A 26367-nucleotide genomic window follows, 5' to 3' on the forward strand; every position below is an offset into this window, starting at 1 on the left:
GGGCAGGACGATGACGGCCGCGACGCTCACCATTTCGAGCCGCAACTACTCCTCGTGGTCGCTGCGGGGCTGGCTGATCTGCCGGATGGCGGGTCTCGACTTCCAGACCGAGGTCCTGTCCGGGACCGATGCCAGCAGCCGGGCGGAACTGCTCCACCTGTCGCCGTCCTTCCTCGTGCCCCGCCTGCGGCACGGCGATGTCGTGGTCTGGGACACGCTGGCCATCGCCGAGTACCTCGGCGAGATCGTCCCGGAAGCCGGCCTGCTGCCCGGCCCCGTGGCGGAACGCGCCCATTGCCGGTCGATCTCCGGTGAGATGCATTCGGGCTTCGTCAACCTGCGCTCGGCCCTGCCGATGAACCTGCGGGCCTTTCACCCCGATTTCCGGGTGTTCAACGGCGCGAAGGCCGATATCGAGCGCATCGTCACGATCTTCGACGATTGCCTGGACCGCTATGACGGGCCCTTCCTGTTCGGCGCCAAACCCTGCCTGGCCGACGCGATGTACGCCCCGGTCTGCACGCGTTTCCGCACCTACGATGTCGCGCTGCCGCCCCGTGCCGCCGCCTATCGGGACACGATCCTGCACTGGCCGCTGATGGTCGAATGGGCAGAGGCCGCCGCCGACGAGCCGGATGAGATCGAAGAACTCGAGATGGAGTTCTGATCCGTCCCCGGCGCTGTAGCCTCGCGCGCTTGTAACGTGGCGGTACAAATCCGACGCTGAGGAGCGGTTTGGGCTGCGCCCCGTCGTAGGTCGGGCTGCCTGATGCGCGGTGGCGCGGCACGGCGATACCGATCGCAGATTGCAAGCGCGGCAGGCGGTTGAACTGTCCGGGGCTATGCAATTTCTTGCAGGGCACAAATCTTTGCTGCGGTGCGAAAAAGAATTTTCTGCCCCGCGGTCGATTCGAAACTGAGAAGTGTGACAATTGTTTAAGGCAATGCGCCCTGAACCCCCCGGGCCGAGTGACAGCTCGACAAACGTCCTTTGTCGCGCAACCGGACAGCGCGGTTGAAGCGAACCGGCATTTCTGTTCCTCTTCGCATTAGAACAGGAACAGACTGGGCTGGAAACCATGGCGCGTCACGAGCCCTGGAGCGCCGAGCGCGCCACCGGGATCATCGCCGAACACACCCATCTCGAAGGGGCCACGCTGCCGATCCTGCACGCGCTGCAGGAGACGTTCGGCTACGTGGATCAGAATGCCGTGCCGCTGATCGCGGATGCGCTGAACCTGTCGCGCGCCGAGGTGCACGGCTGCGTGACCTTCTACCATGACTTCCGCGCCCATCCCGCCGGCCGCCACGAGGTGAAGCTGTGCCGGGCCGAAGCCTGTCAGGCCATGGGTTCGGACAAGCTCCACCGCGAGATCCTCGGCCGCCTCGGCTGCGACTGGCACGAGACCACCGCGGACGGCAACGCCACGGTCGAGCCGGTCTACTGCCTCGGCCTCTGCGCCAATGGCCCCGCCGCGCTGGTGGATGGTGAGCCGGTGGCGCACCTGACCGCCGACGCCCTCGAAGCTGCCCTGACGGAGGTGCGCCAGTGAGCGTCACGCTCTACGTTCCGCGCGACGCCGTCGCGCTCGGCCTCGGCGCCAACAAGGTCGCCCGGGCCCTCTTCGCCGGCGCCGAGCGCCGCGGCCTCGATGTCACCATCGTGCGCACCGGCTCCCGCGGCCTGGCGTGGCTGGAGCCGATGGTCGAGGTCGGTACGCCCGAGGGGCGGATCGCCTACGGCCCGGTGAAGCTGGAGGATGTCGACGCGCTTCTGGATGCCGGCCTGACCGAGGGCGGCGACCATGCCCTGCGCCTCGGCGACCCGGAAAAGATCCCGTTCCTGGCCCGGCAGCAGCGTCTGACCTTCCACCGCTGCGGCGTGATCGACCCGGTCTCCGTGGACGATTACCGGGCCCATGGCGGTTACCGCGGCCTCGAGGCCGCGCTGAAGCTCGATGCCGAGGGCATCGTGGCGGCGGTGCGCGATTCCGGCCTGCGCGGCCGGGGCGGTGCCGGCTTTCCGGCCGGCATCAAGTGGAACACCGTGATGCTCGCCAAGGCGGACCAGAAGTATGTGGTCTGCAACGCCGACGAGGGCGATTCCGGCACCTTCGCCGATCGGATGATGATGGAGGGCGACCCCTTCAACCTCATCGAGGGCATGACCATCGCGGGCGTCGCGACCGGCGCCACGCGCGGCTACATCTACCTGCGCTCCGAGTATCCGCAGGCCTTCGCCACCCTCAAGGAGGCGATCGCCAACGGGATCCAGGCCGGCATGCTGGGCGAGAACATCCTGGGCTCGGGCAAGACCTTCCACCTGGAGGTTCGCCTCGGCGCCGGCGCTTATATCTGCGGCGAGGAGACCTCGCTGCTGGAGAGCCTGGAGGGTCGCCGCGGCATCGTCCGCGCCAAGCCGCCGATCCCGGCGCTCAAGGGCTTCCTCGGCAAGCCGACGCTGGTCAACAACGTCATGACCTTCACGGCCGTGCCGTGGATCCTGGAGAACGGCGCCAAGGCCTACGCCGACTACGGCATGGGCCGGTCGCTCGGCACCCTGCCGATCCAGCTCGCCGGCAACATCAAGCATGGCGGCCTGATCGAGATGGCCTTCGGCATCACCCTCCGGCAGGTGATCGAGGATTTCGGCGGCGGTACGCGCTCGGGCCGTCCGGTCCGCGCCGTGCAGGTCGGCGGGCCGCTCGGGGCCTACTTCCCCGACCATCTCCTCGACACGCCCCTCGACTATGAGGCGATGGCGGCCAAGAAGGGCCTCGTCGGCCACGGCGGCATCGTGGTGTTCGACGACACCGTCGACATGGCGGCCCAGGCCCGCTTCGCCTTCGAGTTCTGCGCCACCGAGTCCTGCGGCAAGTGCACCCCCTGCCGCATCGGCGCGACCCGTGGCGTCGAGACCATGGACAAGGTCATCGCCGGCATCCGCCCGGACACGAATCTCAAGCTGGTCGAGGACCTCTGCGAGGTCATGACCGACGGGTCGCTCTGCGCCATGGGCGGGCTCACCCCGATGCCCGTGATGAGCGCGATCACCCATTTCCCCGAGGATTTCAGGCGCGCCGGCGATCTGCCGGCCGCGGCCGAGTAAGGAGGCGTCGATGGGCCTGATCAAGGAGATCGACTACGGCACGCCGATCCGCGTGGCGGAGCAGACCGTCACGCTGACGATCGACGGCATGTCGGTGACGGTGCCGGCGGGCACTTCGGTGATGGCGGCGGCGATGCATGCCGGCACGCAGATCCCGAAGCTCTGCGCCACGGATTCGCTGGAGCCGTTCGGCTCTTGCCGCCTGTGCCTGGTGGAGATCGAGGGGCGGCGCGGCACGCCCGCCTCCTGCACGACGCCGGCCGAGAACGGCATGGTGGTGCACACGCAGAACGACAAGCTCCACAAGCTCCGCAAGGGCGTGATGGAGCTCTACATCTCCGACCACCCGCTGACCTGCCTGACCTGCGCGGCCAACGGCGATTGCGAGCTGCAGGACATGGCCGGCGTCGTCGGCCTGCGCGACGTGCGCTACGGCTACGACGGCGACAACCACGTCGCGCCGACGGCCGAAAAGTACCTGCCGAAGGACGAGTCGAACCCCTACTTCACCTACGACCCGTCGAAGTGCATCGTCTGCAACCGCTGCGTTCGCGCCTGTGAGGAGGTGCAGGGCACCTTCGCGCTGACCATCGCGGGCCGCGGCTTCGACAGCCGCGTGGCGGCCGGTCCGACGAACTTCTTCGAGTCCGAGTGCGTGTCCTGCGGCGCCTGCGTGCAGGCCTGCCCGACCGCGACGCTCCAGGAGAAGTCGATCCACGAGTTCGGTCAGCCCGAGCACGCGGAGGTCACGACCTGCGCGTATTGCGGCGTCGGCTGCTCGTTCAAGGCCGAGATGCAGGGCGAGCGCGTCGTCCGCATGGTCCCCTACAAGGGCGGCAAGGCCAACGAGGGCCATAGCTGCGTGAAGGGCCGCTTCGCCTACGGCTACGCCACCCACAAGGACCGCATCACCAAGCCGATGATCCGCGAGAAGATCACGGATCCGTGGCGTGAGGTCTCCTGGGAGGAGGCGATCGACCGCGCGGCCTCCGAGTTCAAGCGGATCCAGGCGAAGTACGGCAAGGACTCGGTCGGCGGCATCACCTCGTCGCGCTGCACCAACGAGGAGGCCTACCTCGTCCAGAAGCTGGTGCGCGCCGCCTTCGGCAACAACAACGTCGATACCTGCGCCCGTGTCTGCCACTCGCCGACCGGCTACGGCCTGATGTCGACGCTCGGCACCTCGGCCGGCACCCAGGACTTCAAGTCGGTCGAGAATTCCGACGTGATCCTGGTGATCGGCGCCAACCCGACGGACGGCCACCCGGTCTTCGGCTCGCGGATGAAGAAGCGCCTGCGCCAGGGCGCGAAGCTGATCGTTGCCGATCCCCGCAAGATCGACCTCGTGAAGTCGCCGCACATCAAGGCCGACTTCCACCTGCCGCTGAAGCCCGGCTCCAACGTCGCCTTCATCAACTCGCTGGCGCACGTGATCGTCACCGAGGGGCTGATCGACGAGGCCTATGTCCGCGAGCGCTGCGATCTGGCCGAGTTCGAGTCCTGGGCCCGGTTCATCGCCGAGGAGCGTCACTCCCCGGAGAACCAGCAGCAATTCACCGGTCTCGACCCCGAACAGGTCCGCGGCGCGGCCCGGCTCTACGCCCAGGGCGGTGCGGCCGGCATCTACTATGGGCTGGGCGTCACCGAGCACAGCCAGGGCTCGACCATGGTGATGGGCATGGCCAACATCGCCATGGCCACCGGCAACATCGGCAAGCTCGGCGCCGGCGTGAACCCGCTGCGCGGCCAGAACAACGTGCAGGGCTCCTGCGACATGGGCTCGTTCCCGCACGAGCTCACCGGCTACCGCCACGTGTCGGACGATGCGACCCGCGAGAGCTTCGAGGCCCTCTGGGGCGCCAAGCTCGACGGCGCGCCGGGCCTGCGCATCACCAACATGCTGGACGAGGCCGTCGAGGGCTCGTTCAAGGGCATGTACATCCAGGGTGAGGACATCGCCCAGTCGGACCCGGACACGCACCACGTGACCGCCGGCCTGATGGCGATGGAGTGCATCGTCGTCCAGGACCTGTTCCTGAACGAGACCGCCAAGTACGCCCACGTCTTCCTGCCGGGCGCCTCGTTCCTGGAGAAGGACGGGACCTTCACCAACGCCGAGCGCCGCATCTCGCGGGTCCGCAAGGTCATGGCCCCGATGGGCGGCTACGGCGACTGGGAGGGCACAGTGCTGCTCTCCAACGCGCTGGGCTACAAGATGGAGTACAGCCACCCGTCCGAGATCATGGACGAGATCGCCTCGCTCACCCCGAGCTTCACCGGCGTGTCCTACGCCAAGCTCGACGAGCTCGGCTCGGTGCAGTGGCCCTGCAACGAGAAGGCGCCGCTCGGCACGCCGATGATGCACGTGGACCGGTTCGTCCGCGGCAAGGGCCGGTTCATGATCACCGAGTTCGTGGCCACCGAGGAGCGGACGGGGGCGAAGTTCCCGCTGATCCTCACCACGGGCCGGATCCTCTCCCAGTACAATGTCGGCGCGCAGACGCGGCGTACCGAGAACTCGCGCTGGCATGAGGAGGACGTGCTGGAGATCCACCCGTTCGACGCGGAGCTGCGCGGCATCGTGGACGGCGATCTCGTCGCCCTGGAGAGCCGTTCGGGCGACATCGCCCTGAAGGCCAGGATCTCCGAGCGGATGCAGCCCGGGGTGGTCTACACCACCTTCCACCATGCGAAGACCGGCGCCAACGTCATCACCACCGACTACTCGGACTGGGCGACCAACTGCCCCGAGTACAAGGTGACGGCGGTGCAGGTCCGGCGGACCAACCGGCCGTCCGATTGGCAGGCGAAGTTCTACGAGGAGGATTTCTCGTTGACGCGCATCGCCAATTCTCAAGGCACCACGCTCGACGCGGCGGAGTGAGGCGATGAGCGCAGTGACGCAGGAGGACAAGCTCCTCCGGATGGCCAACCAGATCGCGTCCTTCTTCCGGTCCTACCCGGAAGAGGAGGCGGTCGCCGGGATCCACAAGCACATCGTGGCGTTCTGGACGCCCAAGATGGTCTCGAGACTCGAAGCCGCTCTGCCCGAGATGGGTGACCGGGCCGACACCCTGGTGCAGCGGGCTCTGCGCGGCGCCGAGCCTCAGGCCGAGAGCCCGGTGCGACCCGCGACCCGCGACCCGCAGAAGCTCGGCGAGGGGGCCAGCGACGCCGGCTGAGTCGTTCGACCGAGATCGATCGCATCGCGTCATCGAAGCATCGCCAGGGTCCGGACATTCCGGGCCCTGATTTATTGCCGGGCCCTGATTTATTGAGACGCCTTGCAATATTGAGCGCCTGGCGCCCGTGTCCTCCCTCGGGTCAACGGGGCCCGTTGTAGCGATCCGCGAGGCTGTCGGCGCGGCCCGTACGACACCGGCGAGGGCACGAGACCTTCGGACGTTCGCCTGCAGAATGCGCAGACATGGATTAAATCTGTCCACGCAGCGTGCATCACGCTAGCGCCTTGTACACAGATCGCGCATCGTGCGGCCTCGCGTGGTCCACCGAAGTGACCGCCGTCGAGGAGTCCATCATGGGTGCTGGAGTAGCGGGCGCGGTCGCGCCTGGTGGCGCGCCGGGTCTGTTGACCCGCGAGCGGATCGTGGCCAAGCCGGGCTTCAACCGGTGGCTGGTCCCCCCGGCGGCGCTGGCGATTCATCTCTGTATCGGCATGGCCTACGGCCTGTCGGTGTTCTGGCTGCCGCTGACCCGGGCTCTCTCGGTCGGCAAGCCGGCTCCCGCGGCCTGCCCCGACATGGGCGTGATGACGGCCCTGTTCACGACCACCTGCGATTGGCGTGTCAGCGACCTCGTGACGGTCTTCTCCATCGGCATCGTCGTGCTCGGTCTGTCGGCCGCCCTGTTCGGCGGCTGGCTGGAGCGGGCCGGTCCGCGCAAGGCCGGCATCGCGGCGGCCCTGTGCTGGGGCGGCGGCTTCCTGATCGGCGCGCTCGGCGTCTACGTTCACCAGCTCTGGCTGGTCTGGCTCGGCATGGGCCTGATCGGCGGCATCGGGCTGGGACTCGGCTATATCTCGCCCGTTTCGACGCTGATCAAGTGGTTCCCCGACCGGCGCGGCATGGCCACCGGCATGGCGATCATGGGCTTCGGTGGCGGCGCGATGATCGGCTCGCCGCTCGCCGACACCCTGATCAAGAGCTTCCGGACGGCGGATTCCGCCGGGGTCTGGCAGACGCTGGCGGTGATGGGCGTCGGCTACATCCTGTTCATGCTGGGCGGCGCCTTCGGCTACCGGGTCCCCCCCGCCGGCTGGCGTCCGGACGGCTGGACCGCGCCGGCCTCGAAGAATGCCATGATCGCCTCCGGTCACGTCCATCTCCGCGACGCCCACAAGACGTTCCAGTTCTGGATGATCTGGCTCGTCCTGTTCCTCAACGTGTCGGCCGGTATCGGCGTGCTCGCGCTGGCCTCGCCGATGCTGCAGGAGATTTTCGGCGGCGAGCTGATCGGCCTGCCGGGCACCGGCTTCTCCGCCCTCGACGCCGGCCAGAAGGCGCAGGTCGCCGCGATCGCGGCCGGCTTCGTCGGCCTACTCTCGCTGTTCAACATCCTGGGCCGGTTCTTCTGGGCCTCGATGTCCGATCGCATCGGCCGCAAGGTCACCTACGCGATCTTCTTCGCGCTGGGCGGCGTCCTCTACGCGGCCGCGCCCTGGGCGGCCGGCATCGGCTCTCAGGCCCTGTTCGTCGCTATCTTCTGCGTGATCCTGTCCATGTATGGCGGTGGCTTCGCGACCGTGCCGGCCTACCTCGCCGACGTGTTCGGCACGCAGTTCGTGGGCGCCATCCACGGGCGCCTGCTCACCGCGTGGTCGATGGCGGGCATCGTCGGGCCGTTCGTCATCACCAAGATCCGCGAGGCGCAGGTCGCCGCGGGCGTGCAGGGCGCGGACCTCTACGGCCGGACCATGTACGTGCTGGCGAGCTTCCTGGCGGTCGGGTTCCTCTGCAACCTGCTCGTCCGGCCGCTGGCCCAGAGCTGGTTCATGTCCGACTCCGAACGGGCTGCCCTCGATGTCAAATCCGGCGCGACGGCCGCCGGGCCATCGGGCTCCTTCGGCATCGGCCGCGGCGGGTTCAGCCCCGGTGCGGCGGTGGCCTGGGCGGTGGTCGGCATCCCGATCGTCTGGGGTATCGGCATCACCCTGTCGAAGGCCTTCATCCTGTTCCGGTGAACGCGCGCGGCGCGCGGTTGTGGGTGTCGCCGGGGGTCGCTAGGCTCCCGGCGACTCGCGGTGCCGGGATCCCTGCGTGGTGATCGACAAGCTGGACTTCCTGCTCGCGCTCGCCCGCGAGCAGCATTTCGGACACGCCGCCGAGGCCTGCGGGGTGACCCAGCAGACCCTCTCGGCCGGCGTGAAACAGCTGGAGAACCGCTTCGGCGTGCAGCTCGTGCTGCGCGGCTCGCGCTTCCAGGGCTTTACCCCGGAGGGGGAGCGGGTGCTCGCATGGGCGCGCCGAATCGTGGCCGATGCCCGGGCCATGCACGAGGAGGTCACCGGGCTGCGCCGGGGCCTCACCGGGCATCTGCGGATCGCGGCGATCCCCACGGCGCTGCCGATGATCGTGCGCCTCACCACCCCCTACCGGGAGCGGCACCCGGACGTGCGCCTGACGGTCGAATCCGCCACCTCGGCCGACATCTTCTCGCTGATCGAGAATCTCGAGGCGGATGCCGGCCTGACCTACCTCGACAACGAGCCCGTCGGGCGTGTGATCTCCGTGCCGCTCTACCGGGAGCGCTACCGCCTCGTCACGGCCATCGGCGGCCCCTTCGACCAACGCGCGAGCGTCACCTGGGCCGAGACCGGCAGCCTGCCGCTGTGCCTGCTGACCCCGAACATGCAGAACCGGCGGATCATCGACCAGCAGATCCGGGAATCGGGCGCCGAGCCCGCCGCCACCCTCGAATCCAATTCGATGATCGTGCTGCTGACCCATGTGCGCACGCTGCGCTGGGCCTCGATCATGCCGGAGATCCTGGTGGATGCCCTCGGGCCCATGGAGGGCGTGCGGACCATCCCGATCACCGCGCCGGATCTGGTGCACACGATCGGCCTCGTCGCCCCGCGCCGCGAGCCGTCCACGCCGATGGTCACCGCCCTCGTGGCCATCGCCCGGTCGCTGGCGCGGACGCTCGACCCGGGATTGTCGGACACGACATCCGCCTGATCGCAGGTCGCGTCCTCTGCGCCATCCGCCGGGACCAACGAAAAAAGCCGCCCCGTCTCCGGAGCGGCTTCCCGAAGGCCGGGATGCGGCCTGCCGGCTTACTTGATCTTGGTTTCCTTGAAATCGACGTGCTTGCGCGCGACCGGGTCGTACTTGCGCATCGTCAGCTTCTCGGTCTGTGTCCGGGAGTTCTTCTTGGTGACATAGAAGTAGCCCGTGTCGGCGGTGGACATGAGCTTGATCTTGACGGTGACGGCCTTGGCCATGGCGCGGCGCTCCTGCAGGGGTGCGGCATTCCGCGTGAGCGAAACGCAAATGGCCGGGAAGACCCGGCCGAATACGGCCGGGTGAATGCCCGATCAGGCCGGGCAGGTCAAGAGCGGACGCGCTTGCGCGCCATGGCGGCGAGGAAGCCGGCGAAGGCGAGGAACAGGGCCAGCAGTGCCCACGCGAAGCCGTGCGGCGGCACGAGATCGAGCCCGCCGCCGATCACCGGCGGCCCCAGCATCAAGCCGACATTGTAGAGCACCACGAAGGCCGCGTTGGCGCCCGCGAGGTCATTCGGGGGCGTCCGGTCGCCCAGCATGGCGAGCCCGACCGTGTAGAGCGTGCCGGCGATGCCGCCCCAGACCAGCAGGAGCAGGCCGAACGCAACGGGGCTTCCGGCCGCCAGGGGAATCAGGGCCGAGCCCGCCGCCCCCGCGAGGCCCGCGCCGAGCAGGACCAAGCCCCGGTCGAACCGGTCGGCGAGCCAGCCGAACGGGATCTGGAACAGCACGTTGCCGAGGGCGATCAGGCTGACCAGTCCGGCCGCGCCCTGCGCGTCGTATCCCAGGCGCAGCCCGTAGAGAGGCAGGATCGCGAAGATGCCGGTCTCCACCGCCCCGTAGGCGAGGGCGGCCGCCAGCGCCCCCGGGGCGAGGCGCAGATAGCCGAGGATGCCCCGGCCCGATCCCGGCTCGATCGTCGGCGACAGGCCGCGGGCGAGTAGGATCGGTAGCCCGCCGGCCAGCATGAGGGCGGCCCCGGTCGCGTAGGGCGCCAGCCCCTGGGTGCCGACCAGCGCCAGCAGCAGCGGGCCGACCGCGAAGCCCGCCGCCAGCACGGTGGCGTAGATGCCCATCACGAGGCCCCGGCGCTCCGGCGGGGCGGCGGCGTTGATCCAGTACTCGGAGAGCACGAACAGGGCGCCGAGCGTCATCGAGAAGACGAAGCGCAGGGGGAACCAGAGCGCGATGCCCGGCAGAATCGGAAACAGGGCGAGGCTCGCTGCCCCGACGATCAGCGCCAGGCCGAGCAGCCGGGCGACGCCGATCCGTGCGGCGAGCCGCGGCACGAACGGCACCGTGCAGATGCTGGCGATGCCCGCAACCGCGGTGTTGATCCCGATCAGCGTGCTCGAGGCCCCGCGCCGCTCCAATTCGATCGACAGAAGCGGGATCGACAGGCTGAGCCCGATGCCCACGACGGTGACGCAGGTCACGGCCGCCGCGATCGCCGCCACATCCTCCGACCTGATCCCGCGCCGTCCGTCCTGTTCCAGGTCCTCCGAACGCCTCACAGAGCCACCCGTTCGCGGCGGCCGTAGCGTTCGTAATGGAAGGGGATCATGCGGTGCGGGGCGAAATCGGCGGCGATCTGGGCCTCCAGATCGTCCAGGATGGCGCGGGTGATATACGGCAGGTCGAGCTTGCGGGCCGCATCCAGGCGGACCCAGGCGAGTTCGGTGAATTCCGCGTCGGCCTGGACCCGGCCCGGCTCCTCGGCAGCCACCATCCGGCTGTCGACGGCGAAGAAGCGCGTGTCGAACCGGCGCACGCGCTTGGGCGGGGTGATCGCCCGGGCGACGAGGTGCAGCGCCTCGAGATCCGGCAGGACGCCGTGCCGGGTAAACCCCTCCCAGCCCGCGGGCGTCTCCTCCGGGGCGCCGTGCTCGGTCGTGCCGAGCAGCAGGCCGGTCTCCTCGTAGGTCTCGCGGATGGCGGCGAGGGCGAGCGCCCGGCCGAGATGATGCGGCGGCCGGGAGACCTGCCGGGTCAGGGCCGCCTCGGCATAATCGGGCAAGGCCCCCGCCACCGGCATGTGGCGGTCGCCGAGCTCGATCCGCCCGCCCGGGAAGACGAACTTGCCCGGCATGAAGGCGAGGTTCGGGTTGCGCCGGCCCATCAGGATCTTGGGGCCGCCCCGCCCGCGCCGGTCGATCACGATCATGGTGGCGGCATCCCGCGGGCGCAGGCGCGTCGTGGCGGGCTTGCGCTCAGGCGCGGTCGCGGTCTGGGACTCCGGCTGCGGCAGCGGCAAGGCGCGTTTCCTCCGGCCCCGGGGCAGGGCGTCTCCGCGGTAGCTTGGCGAAGCCGTGCATGCCAAGGGCGTATTGCAGCCCGACGACGGCACCTTTGACGGGCTGAAGCAGAACCAGGGCGAACAGCAGCGTGAAGACCGGCCAGACCCCCATCTCGACCCAGAGGGGAACCTCGTAGGCGCTCTCCGTCTCCAGGATCAGGTAGCCCACGATGTGGGCGACGATGAAGATCACCACGTAGGGCGGCAGGTCGTCGGCCCGGTGGTGATGCAGTTCGAGGCCGCAGGCCTCGCATTCGGGCCGCACCTTGAGGAAGCGGCCGAAGATCCGGCCCTGGCCGCAATGCGGGCAGCGGCCGATGAAGCCCCGGGCCAGCGCGGGGATCAGGCGGGTGCGCTCGGGAATCGCGTCAGTAGCCATGTCCGGGGTCTACACCGCCCGGCTCAGCGGCGCGAGCCGCGGTGACGCGACCCGGTGTTGCGGATGCCGGCGGGGCGGCCGGGCGGCGCGGCCTTGAACGGACGGCCGACGGGCTTCTTGGCGGGGCCGGACTTGCCGGTTCCGGAACGGTCCTCGCTCAGCAGCTCGAAGCGCAGGGCGCCCGCCACCGGGGCGGCCTCGACGAGGCGCACCTCCACCCGGTCGCCGAGGCGGAAGGTCTCGCCGGTGCGCTCGCCCACGAGGGCGTGGCGGCCCTCCTCGTAGCGGAAGTACTCCGCGCCGAGCTGCGAGATCGGCACGAAGCCGTCCGCCCCGGTCTCATCGAGCTTGATGAATAGCCCGGCCCGGGTGACGCCCGCGATCTGGCCCGCGAAGGTCGCGCCGACCTGATCGGCGAGGTGGTGGGCGATCAGCCGGTCGATGGTCTCGCGCTCGGCCGCCATGGCGCGGCGCTCGGCCGCCGAAATCTGCTCGCCGATCTGCGCCAGCTCGCCCGCCGAGACATCCGGGGACAGTCCATCGGAGCCGAGCTTGCCGGCGGTGATCAGCGCCCGATGGACGATCAGGTCGGCGTAGCGCCGGATCGGCGAGGTGAAGTGGGCGTAGCGGCGCAGGTTCAGGCCGAAATGCCCGAGATTCTCGGCGGCGTAGACGGCCTGGGCTTGGCTGCGCAGGATCACCTCGTTGAGGAAGACGCCGTGCTCGGTCTCGGCCGCCATGGCGAGGATGCGGTTGAACAGGGCCGGGCGCAGCGCGCCTTCCTTCGGCAGCTTGATGCCGACCGAGGCCAGGACCTCGCCCAGCGCCCGCATCTTCTCGAGCGCCGGCTCGTCGTGGACGCGGTAGATCAACGGCTGCTTGGCCTGCTCGAGCGTCTCGGCGGCCGCGACGTTCGCCTGGATCATGAACTCTTCGATCAGCCGGTGCGCGTCGAGGCGCTCCGGCACGATCACCCGGTCGACGGCGCCGTCCGGGCTCAGCAAGACCTTGCGCTCGGGCAGGTCGAGGGCGAGCGGCCCCCGGCGATCGCGGGCCGTGCGCAGGGCCGCGTAGGCGGCCCAGAGGGGGCGGAGCGCCGTCTCCAGCAGCGGACCGGTCGTGTCGTCCGGATGCCCATCGATGGCGGTCTGCGCCTGCGCGTAGGCGAGCTTGGCGCGGGAGCGCATCATGACCCGGTGGAAGCCGTGGCGGCGCTTCTCGCCGTCGGCCGAGATGACCATGCGCACCGCGAGCGCCGGCCGGTCCTCGCCCTCGCGCAGTGAGCAGAGGTCGTTGGAGATCCGCTCCGGCAGCATCGGCACGACCCGGTCGGGGAAGTAGACCGAGTTGCCCCGCTCCAGCGCCTCGCGGTCGAGGCTGGAGCCCGGCCGCACGTAGGCGGCAACGTCCGCGATGGCGACGGTGAGGATGAAGCCGCCGGGGTTGGCCGGGTCGGGATCGGCCTCGGCCATGACGGCGTCGTCGTGATCCTTCGCGTCCGGCGGGTCGATCGTGAGCAGCGGCCGGTCGCGCCAATCCTCCCGGCCCTTCAGCGTGACGGGCTTGGCGGCATCCGCCTCGGCCAAAGTCGAATCCGCGAAGACGTGCGGGATGTTGTGCAGGTGGAGCGCGATCAGGCTCACCGCCTTCTCGGAGCCGAGGGAGCCCAACCGCTCGCGCACGCGCCCCCGCGGCAGGCCGAACCGGGTCTCGCGCTCCAGCGAGACGCTGACGAGGTCGCCGTCGCGGGCCTGCCCCTCCTCGCCGGGCGGGATCAGGATCTCGCGGCCCTGCGAGCGCTTCTCCACCGGCACGATCCGGCCGCCCTGCGCGCCTTCCCGGTAGACGCCGATGATCTCGGCCTTGTTCTTCCCGATGACCTTGACGACGCGGCCGCTGTAGCCGCCCTCGGCGTCGCGCTCGACGCGGATCAGGGCCCGATCGCCGATCCCCGGCGCCGGCCGGCTGCCCTTGCGGGGGCCGCGCCCCTGCGTCAGCACGATGGAGGGTGGCTTGCCGGTGCCGGTCCACTCCGCGGGAACCGCCAGGAAATCGCCGTGGCGGTCGCGCGAGCGGATGTCGGCCAGCACCACCGGCGGCAGATGACCCGCCGGAGCGAGGCCACCGCGACTCCGGTCGATGGCGCCGTCCGCCTCGATCTCCTTGAGGAGGCGCTTCAGCTCGATCTTGGCGGACCCCGTGATGCCGAAGGCCTTAGCGATCTCGCGCTTGCCGACGCGCTCCTTCGACTCGGCCACAAAGGCGAGGATCTGCTCCCGGGTGGGGACGGGCGGCGGAGCGGCGGGCTCGGCCGCCGGAACGGTGGTGCGTCGTGCCAAACGAGGGATGCCGGATAAGTCTCTGGAAACGAAGCCCATGCGGGCCGAGGACCGACTCGATCCTATGCGCCTAACATGGGTGCCGGACCCGCCCACGGCAACGCCGCGACGACGCTCCTCAACAGGCGCGCTCAGCCGGTCGAGGCGATCTTCCGGATGTGGTCGACCGCCTGATCCACGTCGAAGCCCGGTGCGACGATCGCCTCCAGGGTGAAGGGGCAGGCGCGCGGCAGGGTCAGATTCACCTGTCCCTCCAGCGGCGCCAGTTCGGGCGTCTCGGCCTCCTGGATCGCCAGCGTCCAGGCGCCATCCATGCGCAGGCTCGCCGGGTCGGGCGGATCGCCCGCGAGCGCCGCGAGCTTGGTGCGCCCTGCGTCCCGGCAGGCGAGACTCGCCGCGTCGTCCGAGATCAAGGCCGCCTTGATCAGCTCGGCCAGGGCATCCCTGACCCGTTCCACGCTCGCGTTCATGGGCATCCGTTCCGAAGGTCCTGGCCGTATGGCAAGCCGGATGCCAGCGTTTGGCGAAGCGATGTGACAGAACCGCCGATCTTCCCTCGCGACCGCCGCGGTGTAGAAAGCGGGGATGATCCCTGTCCTGACCCGCACCGCCGAGGCCGTGCCGCTCTACGCCGCGGCCTGCGCCGAACTGCGCCTGCGCGGCTTCGAGGGTGACCTGTCCCTGTCGGACGCCGACCGCACCGTCTTCTCCACCGACAACTCGATCTATCAGGTCGAGCCGGGCGCCGTGGCCTTCCCGCGCTCCCGCGACGACCTCGTGCGCATCGCCAAGCTGCTTGAGGATCCGCGTTTTGCGGAGATCGTGATCCGGCCCCGGGGCGGGGCCACCGGCACCAACGGCCAGTCGCTCGGCCATGGGCTCGTGGTCGACACCTCGCGGCACATGAACCGCATCCTGGAGCTCGACGTCGCCAACCGCACCGTGCGGGTCGAGCCCGGTGTGGTGAAGGACCAGCTCAACCGGGAATTGGCCAAGTACGGTCTGTTCTTCGCGCCCGAACTCTCGACCTCGAACCGCGCCACGATCGGCGGGATGATCTCCACCGATGCGTGCGGGCAGGGTTCGTGCCTCTACGGCAAGACCCGGGACCATGTCCTGGCGCTGACCTGCGTCCTCACCGACGGCGCGGTCTGGACCGCCGAGCCCCTGGATGCGGCCGGCCTTGAGGCCGCCAAGGCGCGCAACGACCGGGTCGGCGCGATTCACCGCACCGTCGATGCCGTCGTCACCGAGAACGCGGCGCTGATCGACGAGCGCTTCCCGAAGCTCAACCGCTGCCTCACCGGCTACGACCTCGCGCATCTGCGCGATGCGGAGGGGCGGTTCGACCTCAAGAGCGTGCTCTGCGGCTCGGAGGGCACCCTGGCGCTGATCGCCGAGGCGCGGCTCAACGTGCTGCCGATCCCGAAGGCCGCGGTGCTGGTGGCGCTCTCCTACGTGGATTTCGATGCGGCGCTCCGGGACGCGCAGGCGCTGCTGCCCTTCGGCGCCGCTTCGGTGGAGACCATCGACTCGACCGTGCTGGCGCTCGCCCGGAAGGATCCGATCTGGGCCGAGGTGCAGGCCTTCTTCCCCGACGACCCGGCCGGACGGCCGGTGGACGGCATCAACCTCGTGGAACTCGTCGGCGACGACGAGGCCGGCGTCGAGGCCGCCCTCGGACGCGTGACCGGGATGCTCGAGGCCGAGCGCGGCACCGACACCAAGCGCCTCGGTTTCACGATCGCCCGGGGCGAGGCGATCGAGCGGCTCTGGACCATGCGCAAGAAGGCGGTGGGCCTGCTGGGCGCCGCCAAGGGCGATGCCCGGCCGATCCCCTTCGTGGAGGACACCGCCGTCCCGCCCGAGCGGCTCGCCGACTACATCGCCGAGTTCCGGGCGCTCCTCGACGGCAAAGGGCTGCGCTACGGCATGTTCGGCCATGTCGATGCCGGCGTGCTGCATGTCCGGCCGGCTATCGATCTGAAGGATCCGGACCAGAACAAGCTCATCCGCGAGGTCACGGAGGGCGTGGTCGCGCTCACCGCCAAGTATGGCGGCCTGCTCTGGGGCGAGCACGGCAAGGGATTCCGTTCGGAATTCGTGCCCGCGACCTTCGGGCCGCTGATGCCCGCCTTGGAGGCGATCAAGGGGGCCTTCGATCCGGGCGACCGGATGAACCCGGGTAAGATCGCCTCCGCCAAGGGGCAGGGCCTCACGCGGATCGACGGCGTGCCGCGCCGGGGCGAGCAGGATCGCACCATCCCGGCCCCGGTCCGGCAGACTTTCGACGAGGCGCTCCACTGCAACGGCAACGGCGCCTGCTTCTCGTTCGACGCCGACGAGGCCATGTGCCCGTCCTGGAAGGCGACCCGCGAGCGTCGTCACTCGCCCAAGGGTCGTGCCTCGCTGATGCGCGAGTGGCTGCGGCTGGCGGCGACGGAAGGGCTCGATCCGGCTGCCGAACTGGCCCGGCAGCGGTCCGGCTGGCTCCGCGACGTGGCTGCCACGCTGCTGCGTGCCGTGCGACCGCGCTTCGCGGCTGCGGATTTCTCGCACGCCGTGAAGGAGGCGATGGACGGCTGCCTCGCGTGCAAATCCTGCACGGGATCGTGCCCGATTAAGGTCGACGTGCCCACGTTCCGGGCGAAGTTCCTGGCGCTCTACCACACGCGCTACGCCCGGCCGCTGAAGGACCACCTCGTGGCGGCCCTGGAGCCGCTCCTGCCGCTGGCGGCCCGGGCGCCGCGCCTCAGCAACGCACTCCTGACCAGCCCGATCACCCGCCTGCTTCTCGCCAAGGCCGGGCTGGTGGCGATCCCGCCCCTGTCGCCCGTCGATCTCCGGACCCGGCTCGCGGATCTCGGCGTCGCCGTCGCGAGCCCGGAGGCGCTGGCGCGATTGAGCCCGCAGGAGCGGGAGACGGCCGTTCTGGTGGTGCAGGACGCCTTCACCAGCCACTTCGACGCGGAGGTCGTGGCCGATGCCTGCGCGCTGCTCCTCGCCCTCGGTTTCCGGCCCTGGCTGGTGCCTTACCGACCGAACGGCAAGCCGCTGCACGTTCACGGCTTCCTCGCCCGGTTCGCCGGCGTCGCGCGGGCGAATTCTACCATGCTGCGCGACTTCGCCCGACAGGGTGTGCCGCTCGTCGGCATCGACCCGTCGATGACGCTGACCTATCGCTCCGAATACGCGCAGGTCCTGGGCGACGACCTGCCGAAGGTCCATCTCCTGCAGGAATGGCTGGCGACCCGGCTCGACCGGATCACGCCGCGTCGGGGCGGTCGGACCATGCGGCTCCTGCCCCATTGCACCGAGCGCACCAACACGCCGGGGGCGGTGCGCGACTGGCAGGCCGTGTTCGCCCATCTCGGCCTGCGGCTCGATGTGCCGGCGGCCGGCTGCTGCGGCATGGCGGGGACCTACGGGCACGAGGCGCATCACCGTGCCACCTCGGAGGCCATCTACGGCCTGAGCTGGGCCCGCCACGTCGCCGAAGCCCCCGGCTGCACGCTGCTCGCGGACGGCTATTCCTGCCGGTCCCAGGCCAAGCTGGTCGACGGCGTGCGGCTGCGCCACCCGGCCCAGGCGCTGCTCGAGCATGTCCGTTCGGAGGCCGGTGCGGCGCCGTTCCATCCCGAGCGCGCGGCGGCCGCGGCGCAATGAGCGAGGCAGGCCTCACCGTCGCAGTGGTGGGGGCCGGCGCGGTCGGCTGCTACTACGGGTTCCTCCTGGCGAAGGCCGGCCACGCGGTCACCCTGATCGGACGCCCCGCCCTGGTCGAGGCTGTCCGTACGTCGGGACTGATCTTGGACAGCGCGGCCGGGACCGACGTCGTGCCCGTGCAGGCCCGCACGGAGGGAAGCGGTGTTGCTGGCGCGGATCTCGTTCTGGTCTGCGTGAAGTCCGGCGATACCGAAGCGGCCGGCGCGATGATCGCCCCGCATCTCGACCCCGCGGCGACGATCCTGAGCCTCCAGAACGGCGTCGACAACGCCGAGCGCTTGGCCGCGGTGCTCGGGCGGCCCGTCGTGCCGGTGGCCGTCTATGTCGCCACCGCGATGGCCGGGCCCGGCCGCGTCCGGCACAACGGGCGGGGCGACCTGATCGTCGGCGCCTCACCGACGAGCGGGCGCATCGCCGCCGCCTTCACGGCGGCCGGCATCCCGACCACGGTGTCGGAACGGGCCATCGACGCCCTCTGGGGCAAGCTGATCCTCAATTGCGCCTACAATGCCCTCTCGGCGCTGACGCAGCTCCCCTACGGCCGGCTGGTCCAGGGCGAAGGCGTCGTCGCGTGCATGACCGATGTGGTGCAGGAATGCGTCGCCGTGGCCGGGGCGGCCGGGATCTCGGTGGCGCCCGACATCCTCGATCAGGTGCTGAGCCTCAGCACCACCATGGCCGATCAGCGCTCCTCCACCGCGCAGGACCTCGCCCGGGGGCGTCCCAGCGAGATCGACCACCTCAACGGCTACGTGGTGCGCACGGGCGCCGCGCTGGGTCTTGCGACGCCGACCAACCGGATGCTGCACACGCTCGTCAAGCTCGCCGAGGCGCAGCTTCGCGACTGAGCTCGGGAGCCGCGACGGACTTCAGGCGCGACGGCTGCCGACCGCCATTCCGCTGGGTCGGGTGTGAGGCTCGGCCGGGAAGTAGGTCTGCTGGACCTGCCCGAAATCGTCGATCCAGTGCTGCATGGTCTCGGCTACGACGGCGATGCCGGTCGACGTCAACTGAATGTGCCGCGAGCCCATGGAGTCGATGGTCGCGACGAAGCCCAGTCGTTGCGCCTTCGCGACGTATTTCCGGATCGTCTCAGGCTTCAGCGATGCGATCTTGATGCTTCCGAAGGCCAGCTTCTTCTCGACCTTCAGGCCGGGCTGAAGCGCGAGGAACGACAGGATGTGCCAGAGATCCATCGCGTCTCCGGCATCCGTCGTCTGACCCGACACGGTGCGGAGAGAGGCGTCCCACCCGACGAATTGCCGATTCGTGAGTTTCAGAAGCTCCTGGACGCCCTCACTGCACAGAAAATCGGTCTTGGCGCCGGTCATTTCGAGACCCTTTGGTCAAATGCGCCCAACCCGGGCGCAGCTCGCCGCCGGAGCACAACATAGGCGGTGGTCGACTTCTAGCCCCCTTTCTACCAATCCTACATTCGATGAATACAAATTTCGGCAAACTTCAGCCGATCCAAAAGAATGAAAAGTTTCAGATCAGCCATGATCTGATGGGTGAGGGTCATATCATGCATCGTATCGATCGACGGCGGCCAAGGAATGCCGCCGTCTGGATCAGCATCATGCCCAAATCAAAAAAATACGGTGCCTCGATGAGCCGCGTGCTGGTGCTGCGATGGATCGGCGCCAAGCAGAAAACTGCTGGAACAAGCGTCGGTTCTCTCGCTGGACACGATGTATCCAAGTCGAACGTGATCTATCTCAATTGGAAGACGATTTCCAGAATCCCCAAAGTTTGATTTTCTTTGAACTAGCATGCATCTCCGGGGCGCAACTTAAAGGCGAGATTGTCGACCGAAGCGGGGCGCGCAGCAGCTTGGCCGTTCTGTTGCGTGCCGCCGGCGCAAGATCTTAAGTGGTTGGCTTCCGGTCCGCGAGCCTACGATGTCCAAACTGCCGTCGCGGGACAGATCGGGTCGCCATCGTGGCGACCATCCCCTGACCGAGGGCGCAGGGTCGGTATCGCTCGATCACGCCCGCGCAGCGGCGTTGGCCTTGCGGGTGGCTGCGGCTTTCTTGGCCGATGCGGAGCGCTCGGCGGCCGTGCGTTCGCCGGCGGCCTTCCCCCCGGCTTTTCCGCCCTTGCGGGCCGCCGGGTGACCCGTGTCCTTGCCGCGCCCGGAGCCACCGGGCTTCTTGCCGCCGCCATCGTCCTTGTTGACGGTGGCCCAGGCCCGAGCCTCCGCCTCCTGCTCGGGCACGCCGCGCGATTCGTAAGACTCTGCGATGTGCTCGGCCTTGCGCTTCTGCTTGTCGGTGTATTTCGACTTGTCGCCCTGGGACATCGAACGTCTCCCGAAGCTCAGCCGACCCCGGTCGGACCGTCGAGAATGGACCGTACGCGGCGGACCAGCTCCGTGCGCCGGTACGGCTTGTTCAGCAGGTCAAACTCCGAGCCGCCGATATCGGTTCGCTCCAGGCTCGCCTCCGCGTAGCCGGTGGCGAGCAGGACCTTTAGCTTGGGCTGGCGCCGCCGCGCCTCGCGGGCGAGCAGCACGCCGTTCATGCCGCCGGGCATGATCAGATCGGTGAACAGCAGATCGACGCGCTCGCTGGAATCGAGGATCTCCAGCGCCTCGCGGGCATTGCTGGCCACCAGGGTGACGTAGCCGAAATCCCGCAGGATCGTGCGGGCGAGTTCGGCGACGTCCTCGCGATCGTCGACGATCAGGATCGTCTCGGTGCCCTGTCGGTCCACGGACCGCAGCGAGACTTTGGGCGGCGCGTGGACATCGCCATCGGTCGCCGGAAACGAGAGCCGCACCGTCGTGCCTTCGCCGACCGTGGATTCGATCTGCGCCGCGCCGCCGGACTGCTTGGCGAAGCCGTACACCATGGAGAGGCCGAGGCCAGTGCCCTTGCCCTCCTCCTTGGTGGTGAAGAACGGGTCCATCACCCGGGCCAGCACGGCCGGCGGGATGCCGGTGCCGGTGTCCCGGATCGCGATGCTGACGTAGCGGCCGTCGCGCAGGGGGCCGATCTCGCGGCCGCGAGCGGCGATCTCGCTGTTCTCCGTGGTGATGCGCACCGTGCCGCCCTCCGGCATCGCGTCGCGGGCGTTGATCAGCACGTTCAGGATCGCGACCTCGGCCTGGGTCGGGTCGACACGGCAGTTCCAGAGATCCGGGGCGAGATCGAGCTCGATCTTGACCTCTTCGCCCACCGACCTGGCGACCATCTCGCCCATGCCCTCGATCAGGGTGTTGAGGTTGACGGCGCGCCCGTCGAGCCGCTGCTTGCGGGCGAAGGCGAGCAATTGCTGCGTCAGGGTGGTGGCGCGATCGGCGGCTTGCCGGATGTTGTCGGTGGCCCGCCCCAGCCGGGCGCGGTCGGCATCCGGCTTCTCCAGGCCGGCCGCCAGGATGTCGACGTAGCCGACGATCACCTGCAGCAGGTTGTTGAAGTCATGCGCGATGCCGCCCGTGAGCTGGCCGAGCGCCTCCATCTTCTGCGCTTGGCCCAGGGCCTCCTCGGCGTCGCGGCGCCGCGAGACGTCGAGCTGCGAGCCGAAAAAGTACACGAGCTCGCCGTCGGCGTTGTAGACCGGCGAGACGAACAGCGCGTTCCAGAAGGTCGAGCCGTTCTTGCGGTAGTTCAGGATCTCGGTGGCGAATTCCCGCTTGTCGGCGATCGCCGCGCGGACCTGCGCCACGGTCTCTCGGTCGGTGTCGGGACCCTGCAGGAAGCGACAGTTGCGCCCGATCAGCTCCTCGGGCGTGTAGCCGGTCATCGCCAGGAAGGCGCGGTTGGCGAAGATGATCGGGTTGTCGGGCTGGCGCGGATCGGTGACGATCATCGGCATCCGCGTGGTCTCGACCGCCGCGAAGAAGATGTCGCTCTTGCGATCCGTGACGTCGCTCGGTGCGCTGTCCCGGACCTGGGGACCGGGTCCGGAGGGCGGGGTTTCTGGGGTCTCGGACATGCGCGGTGGTCTTAACCCTTCAGGCGTGGCAGGTGCGTGCGGCCCGTCACGACCTGCCGGTGTGAACTTTATCGGTCTGCAACGCGAAGTCGACCGCGTGGGTTCTCCGTATCGAACGCTCAGGCGGGCTGCGTCGTGCGCACCGGGCCTGGAAGGGCGGCCGGTGACACAGGGGCGAGCCGTGGTGGGCGTGTCGGCTCGCGGCAGGCGCCGAGCACCGCCGAGAGCCCTTCGTTGAGTGAGGTCACGAGGAAATCCGCCGACGTCGCGCGGCGCAGGCGGTCCAGCGTCGCGGGATCGCGCTCCCGCCAGAAGCCCACCAGGATGCGCACCCCCGGTACCGCGGCCCGCGCCTGCCGGACGGTGAAGCGGATCTGCGAGAGGCTCACCGGTTCCAGGTAGGAGAAGCAGATCAGCGCGAGCTGCTCGGGGTTCTCGGGCTTCTCGCCGGCGCGGATCGCCGCCATCGACATGACCTGCGAGGCGAGCCCGTGTCGGGCGAGGATCTGGCTCAGCATCAGCGTCGCCGCCTCGTCGAACGGTCCGCGGCTCGACACGCACAGCACGGGCGTCTTGCTGCGCCACTGCGGCGCCAGATCCTCGCGGGTGAGGACGATGCCCGCCACCTGCCGGTCGGGGCCGATCGCGGCCAGGGCCGCGGCTGTTTCGGTATCGGGCGTGCGGCCCGAACCCCGCCGGGCACGCCGCGCGACCGGCGCGGTACCGAGGCGATCCACGACCGTGCGGATCGCGGCGCCGACTTCCTCCTGGCGCGCGCGGTCGAGGGTGCCGCGCGACATGTCCTCCTGCGCAAGGAGCAGGCCGGCGAGCGCAACTTCATCATAGTAGGTGACGAGGGCACGTTCCTTGAGGAACTGCCAGCCCTGGTCGATGGCTTCGGCCGGGTCGCCGGCCAGCATGCGCTGGTAGAAGATCTCGGGCGGCGACAGGGCCGGCTGGTCGCCGAGCAGCACGTCGAGATACCAGAGCCGCTCCACGTGCCGCCCGAGCACCACGAGGCAGACCGTCAGCGGCGTCGCCAGCACGAGGCCGATCGGCCCCCACAGGAAGGTCCAGATCGTCGCCGCCAGGATGACGGCGATCGGCGACAGGCCGGTGGAATGCCCATAGAGCAGCGGCTCGATTACGTGGCCGCAGATCGGCTCGACCACGAGGAACAGGGCCGCGGTGGAGATCACCATCGACCAGCCGGGATCGACCGCGGCGGCGAGGATCAGCGGCAGCAGGGCGCTGATCGCCGCACCGATATAGGGGACGAACCGCAGGATCGCGGCGAGCACGCCGAACAGGGTCGGGCTCGGCACGCCGATGAGCCAGAGGCCGAAGCCGATCACCAGGCCGAAGGCGATGTTGAGGGCGAGCTGGGCGAGGAAGAAGCGGCTGAGCCGGCTGGTCGCGTCGTCGATCGCCGCCGTGGTCCGGCGCAGATCCTCCGAGCCGCCGGCAAGGCGGATCGCCCGGTTCCGCAGATCCTCCCGCTGGAGCAGGATGAAAACCGTGAAGATCAGGATCAGGCCGGTCGTGGCCAGCGGGTGAAGGACGGGCCCCGCGAAGGTCTGGAGCGTGTCGATCACGCTGGTGCGGGCGGGGGTGATCTCGACGGTGAGCGGATGGGTGGCCGATCCCCGCTCGCCGCGCACCTCCGCGGGCGGCGGCGGCTGCAGGGTGGCGCTCAGGTCCTGAACCATGTCGACGATGCGCGCGAGGCTGCCGCTCCCGGCTGTGGCGCCGCGCAGATCCTTGATCTTGGTGCGCATGGTCTGGGTGTAGCGCGGCAGGTCGGTGGCCAGCTGCGAGGCCTCGCTGGCGATCAGGCTGCCGAGACCGAACAGGGCGCCGAACACGATCACCACCACCAGCAGCACCGCCGGGGCGCGCGGTACGCGCATCCGCCGGAGCAGCCGGACCGCCGGCACCAGCACGAAGCTGAGCAGGATCGCCAGCGTCACCGGCACGAGGATCTCGCGCCCGAGATACAGAGCCGCCATCGTCGCAACGACGAGGAGGAGCGAGGCCAGCGCCACGATGACCGGAAGGCCCTCCCGCAGGCGCTGGGCAGTGACGGGATCCTCGCTCACGGATACGCTCCAGACTTCTCACGCGCAGGGGTCGGGTGGGAACGGCCGTGGGCGCGAACGGATCCGCGTCAGCTCGCCTGCGCGGTCTCGCCCAGGGCAGCGCTGATCTGGCTGAGCAGCTTCGAGAAATCGACGGGCTTGGGGTGGTAGTCGTCGCAGCCCGCCTGAATCGCCTTGTCGCGGTCCCCCGACATGGCATGGGCCGTGAGCGCGATGATCGGGATCGCCCGTGTGTCGGACCCCGATTTCAGCGTGCGCGCGACCGACCAGCCGTCGAGGACCGGCAGGTTCATGTCGAGGAGGATCACGTCGGGCTGGCCCGAGCGCGCCTGCCGGACGCCGGCTTCGCCGTCATGGGCCAGGATCACCTCGTAGCCGCGGCGCTTGAGCCGCCGAGACAGGAAGTCCCAGATCTCTTCGTGGTCCTCGACCAGCAGAATCTTAGCCATCAGAACTCGAATCCCCGGCTCGCGAAATTCCCGGCTCGCGACCTGCCGGCCGACAGGCCAACGCGCGGCACCGCACAATCGCCCAACGTTCCTGCCGCGATTCCGGTCCGTGGAGAAGGAGACGGGCCGCGCGGTTGACCCCGGCGTCGGCTGGTATGAGCGTACCACCCCGCGAATCGTCAATATCGGAGAGGAACAGAGTGGCGGATCGAGCTGACATCACGTTCTATCATTCGCCCAATACGCGCTCCTCCGGGGTACGCGTGCTCCTCGAGGAACTGGGCGTCCCATATCGGCTCCACGCGCTCAACATGCGCGCCGGCGAGCACCTGCAAGAGGCCTACCGCGCCATCAACCCGATGGCGAAGGTGCCGGCGATCCGGCACGGCGACGCCCTGGTGACCGAACAGGCCGCCGTCTACCTCTATCTGGCCGACCTGTTCCCGGAGGCCGGCCTCGCCCCGGCGACGACCGATCCCGCCCGGGCGACCTACCTGCGCTGGATGGTGTTCTACGGCTCCTGCTTCGAGCCCGCCGTGATCGACCGGCACCTGAAGCGGGAGCCGGGCCCGCGCGGCATGTCGGCCTACGGGGAATACGAGACCGTGATCGCGCGCGTGACCGAGGCGTTGACGCCGGGTCCCTACCTCCTCGGGGACCGGTTCAGCGCCGCCGATATCCTGTGGGGCAGCGCCCTCGGCTGGACCACGGGCTTCGGCCTCGTCGCACCCGATCCGGTGCTGACCGCCTACGTCGAGCGGGTCCGGTCCCGGCCGGCCTTCCAGAGGGTGGCGGCCGCGGATGCGCAACTCGCCGCGGAGCACGAGGCGGCCGCGGCGAAGGGTGGGTCGGCCTGACGGGGAGTCATGCCGTTTCCCAGATGCCGGTGCGGGCGAGCTGTGGCGCCGGCTCGGGCCGGCTCCAGCGCAGGGGCACGGCGGCCCGGCGCCGCCAGCCGCCCTCGACGGTAAACCGCCAGGTCCGCTGCGCCCCTGTCAGCTTGGCGGCCTCCGCATTGCTCCAGTCGATCGCCGTGTGCCCCTGGAGCACCAACAGGTCGCCGCGCTCGAAATCGAGGATCAGCAGGGCGGCCCGTGGCTCGCCGAGCAGGTTGCCCAGCGTGTTGAAGTAGCGGTTGCCGGAGAAATCCGGCAGCGTCAGCACATCGCCCGCGACCCGAACGAAGCCCGGCCGGCCGCCCCGATGCGAGATATCGGCGCCGCCATCGGCGAGCCCGCCCCGGGACCGGCTGGCCACGAACAGCGTGTCGGCGCCCCGGACGAGCGCCGCGGCCTCGGGGTCCAAGGCCGTCAGGGGTTCGATCGGCCCCGGTTGGCGCATCGCCGGCTCGGCCTCGCGCCGCTGGATGTATTGCGGACAGTTGCCGAAGCTCTGGGCGACGGCGATCGTCAACCCGTCCCGGTCGCGGCGCACCACGCGGCCGTTGGCCCGATTGCGGCGGCGCGTGGCGAAGTCGAGACCCAGGAGACCGGCCTCGGCGCCGGGCACGAGGACGCGCAGTGCCGGATCGTCCGGATCGAGGGCCGCCGCGATGGCGAGATGCATCGCGTTGGGGGATTGCACGAAGCCCGGCTGCCCTGTGAGCATGGTGGCGACCGGCGCGCCGGACGCATCCACGGCACCGACGAACAGGTAGGGCAGGCCGGCGAAGAACGCGCGGTGCTGCTCGGGCATGAACGGGCGGATCGCCGGGGTCTCGCCGAGGACGTGGCCCGCCCGCTCCTGAGCGCGGATCTCGTCGGCATGGAAGCTGGCCATCGGGCGCC

23 protein-coding genes are annotated in these 26367 nt (G+C 69.5%); 11 read left to right on the top strand and 12 right to left on the bottom strand.

Going from position 1 to position 26367, the window contains the following annotated elements:
• Positions 1–10: 10 nt before the first annotated feature.
• The 7 genes from AAHG09_RS20275 to AAHG09_RS20305 all read left to right on the top strand — a co-directional run bounded on the left by AAHG09_RS20275 (position 11) and on the right by AAHG09_RS20305 (position 9306).
• The gene (locus tag AAHG09_RS20275) at positions 11–667 is read left to right on the top strand and encodes a glutathione S-transferase family protein (protein WP_342109298.1); all 657 of its coding nucleotides are present in this window, start codon (positions 11–13) and stop codon (positions 665–667) included.
• Between the two features lie 412 nt (positions 668–1079).
• The gene (locus AAHG09_RS20280; protein ID WP_342109299.1) at positions 1080–1553 is read left to right on the top strand and encodes a formate dehydrogenase subunit gamma; all 474 of its coding nucleotides are present in this window, start codon (positions 1080–1082) and stop codon (positions 1551–1553) included.
• On the top strand, positions 1550–3109 hold the full coding sequence (locus AAHG09_RS20285) for a formate dehydrogenase beta subunit (RefSeq protein ID WP_342109300.1): 1560 nt from the start codon (positions 1550–1552) through the stop codon (positions 3107–3109). Before AAHG09_RS20280 ends, AAHG09_RS20285 begins: the two co-directional genes overlap by 4 nt.
• Before the next feature lie 10 nt (positions 3110–3119).
• A complete protein-coding gene (gene fdhF, locus AAHG09_RS20290) occupies positions 3120–5993 on the top strand; it encodes a formate dehydrogenase subunit alpha (RefSeq protein WP_342109301.1) in 2874 nt (957 codons plus the stop codon).
• 4 nt (positions 5994–5997) lie between these two features.
• Positions 5998–6291 carry a formate dehydrogenase subunit delta gene (locus tag AAHG09_RS20295; protein ID WP_342109302.1) on the top strand — a complete coding sequence of 98 codons (294 nt, stop codon included), beginning with the start codon at positions 5998–6000 and terminating at the stop codon, positions 6289–6291.
• 356 nt (positions 6292–6647) lie between these two features.
• On the top strand, positions 6648–8309 hold the full coding sequence (locus AAHG09_RS20300) for an OFA family MFS transporter (protein ID WP_342109303.1): 1662 nt from the start codon (positions 6648–6650) through the stop codon (positions 8307–8309).
• 79 nt (positions 8310–8388) lie between these two features.
• Positions 8389–9306, top strand: coding sequence for a LysR family transcriptional regulator (locus AAHG09_RS20305; RefSeq protein ID WP_342109304.1), 918 nt, complete (start codon positions 8389–8391; stop codon positions 9304–9306).
• Positions 9307–9404: 98 nt separating this feature from the next.
• Here the strand turns inward: AAHG09_RS20305 and rpmG are convergent, their stop codons facing one another.
• The 6 genes from rpmG to AAHG09_RS20335 all read right to left on the bottom strand — a co-directional run bounded on the left by rpmG (position 9405) and on the right by AAHG09_RS20335 (position 14837).
• The gene (gene rpmG / locus AAHG09_RS20310; RefSeq protein ID WP_244044390.1) at positions 9405–9572 is read right to left on the bottom strand and encodes a 50S ribosomal protein L33; all 168 of its coding nucleotides are present in this window, start codon (positions 9570–9572) and stop codon (positions 9405–9407) included.
• A 107-nt stretch (positions 9573–9679) separates the two neighbouring features.
• Positions 9680–10810 carry an MFS transporter gene (locus tag AAHG09_RS20315; RefSeq protein ID WP_342109305.1) on the bottom strand — a complete coding sequence of 377 codons (1131 nt, stop codon included), beginning with the start codon at positions 10808–10810 and terminating at the stop codon, positions 9680–9682.
• 53 nt (positions 10811–10863) lie between these two features.
• Positions 10864–11607, bottom strand: coding sequence for an NUDIX hydrolase (locus AAHG09_RS20320; RefSeq protein ID WP_412760064.1), 744 nt, complete (start codon positions 11605–11607; stop codon positions 10864–10866).
• A complete protein-coding gene (locus AAHG09_RS20325) occupies positions 11564–12028 on the bottom strand; it encodes a DUF983 domain-containing protein (RefSeq protein WP_342109306.1) in 465 nt (154 codons plus the stop codon). Before AAHG09_RS20325 ends, AAHG09_RS20320 begins: the two co-directional genes overlap by 44 nt.
• Before the next feature lie 23 nt (positions 12029–12051).
• The gene (gene rnr, locus AAHG09_RS20330) at positions 12052–14367 is read right to left on the bottom strand and encodes a ribonuclease R (protein WP_342109307.1); all 2316 of its coding nucleotides are present in this window, start codon (positions 14365–14367) and stop codon (positions 12052–12054) included.
• 131 nt (positions 14368–14498) lie between these two features.
• Positions 14499–14837 (bottom strand): hypothetical protein, encoded by a 339-nt coding sequence (locus tag AAHG09_RS20335; RefSeq protein ID WP_342109308.1) that lies wholly within the window; start codon positions 14835–14837, stop codon positions 14499–14501.
• Positions 14838–14952: 115 nt separating this feature from the next.
• Here AAHG09_RS20335 and ydiJ point away from each other — a divergent pair, with 115 nt between their 5' ends.
• A complete protein-coding gene (gene ydiJ, locus AAHG09_RS20340) occupies positions 14953–18033 on the top strand; it encodes a D-2-hydroxyglutarate dehydrogenase YdiJ (RefSeq protein ID WP_342109309.1) in 3081 nt (1026 codons plus the stop codon).
• A complete protein-coding gene (locus AAHG09_RS20345) occupies positions 18030–18941 on the top strand; it encodes a ketopantoate reductase family protein (RefSeq protein ID WP_342109310.1) in 912 nt (303 codons plus the stop codon). Before ydiJ ends, AAHG09_RS20345 begins: the two co-directional genes overlap by 4 nt.
• Positions 18942–18962: 21 nt before the next feature.
• On the opposite strand, the gene AAHG09_RS20350 is transcribed toward AAHG09_RS20345, so the two are convergent.
• On the bottom strand, positions 18963–19424 hold the full coding sequence (locus tag AAHG09_RS20350) for a hypothetical protein (protein WP_342109311.1): 462 nt from the start codon (positions 19422–19424) through the stop codon (positions 18963–18965).
• 107 nt (positions 19425–19531) lie between these two features.
• On the opposite strand from AAHG09_RS20350, the gene AAHG09_RS20355 reads away from it, so the two are divergent.
• Complete coding sequence (locus tag AAHG09_RS20355) at positions 19532–19849, top strand: hypothetical protein (RefSeq protein ID WP_342109312.1); 318 nt, start codon at positions 19532–19534, stop codon at positions 19847–19849.
• A 231-nt stretch (positions 19850–20080) separates the two neighbouring features.
• Here the strand turns inward: AAHG09_RS20355 and AAHG09_RS20360 are convergent, their stop codons facing one another.
• From AAHG09_RS20360 to AAHG09_RS20375, 4 genes are all read right to left on the bottom strand, one after another.
• Positions 20081–20395: a plasmid stabilization protein gene (locus tag AAHG09_RS20360; RefSeq protein ID WP_342109313.1), complete on the bottom strand. Its 315-nt coding sequence runs from the start codon at positions 20393–20395 to the stop codon at positions 20081–20083.
• 17 nt (positions 20396–20412) lie between these two features.
• Complete coding sequence (locus tag AAHG09_RS20365; RefSeq protein WP_342109314.1) at positions 20413–22032, bottom strand: hybrid sensor histidine kinase/response regulator; 1620 nt, start codon at positions 22030–22032, stop codon at positions 20413–20415.
• 119 nt (positions 22033–22151) lie between these two features.
• Positions 22152–24131 (bottom strand): AI-2E family transporter, encoded by a 1980-nt coding sequence (locus AAHG09_RS20370; RefSeq protein WP_342109315.1) that lies wholly within the window; start codon positions 24129–24131, stop codon positions 22152–22154.
• 68 nt (positions 24132–24199) lie between these two features.
• Positions 24200–24580 carry a response regulator gene (locus tag AAHG09_RS20375; protein ID WP_244044378.1) on the bottom strand — a complete coding sequence of 127 codons (381 nt, stop codon included), beginning with the start codon at positions 24578–24580 and terminating at the stop codon, positions 24200–24202.
• Positions 24581–24780: 200 nt separating this feature from the next.
• Between AAHG09_RS20375 and AAHG09_RS20380 the strand changes: the two genes are divergently transcribed.
• Positions 24781–25437, top strand: a complete 657-nt coding sequence (locus AAHG09_RS20380; protein ID WP_342109316.1) for a glutathione S-transferase family protein — start codon at positions 24781–24783, stop codon at positions 25435–25437.
• A 7-nt stretch (positions 25438–25444) separates the two neighbouring features.
• Here AAHG09_RS20380 and AAHG09_RS20385 read toward each other — a convergent pair whose 3' ends face one another.
• Positions 25445–26359, bottom strand: coding sequence for a pyridoxamine 5'-phosphate oxidase family protein (locus tag AAHG09_RS20385; protein WP_342109317.1), 915 nt, complete (start codon positions 26357–26359; stop codon positions 25445–25447).
• Between the last annotated feature and the right edge of the window lie 8 nt (positions 26360–26367).

The organism is Methylobacterium guangdongense, from assembly GCF_038442355.1.
Taxonomy (GTDB): Bacteria; Pseudomonadota; Alphaproteobacteria; order Rhizobiales; family Beijerinckiaceae; genus Methylobacterium; species Methylobacterium guangdongense.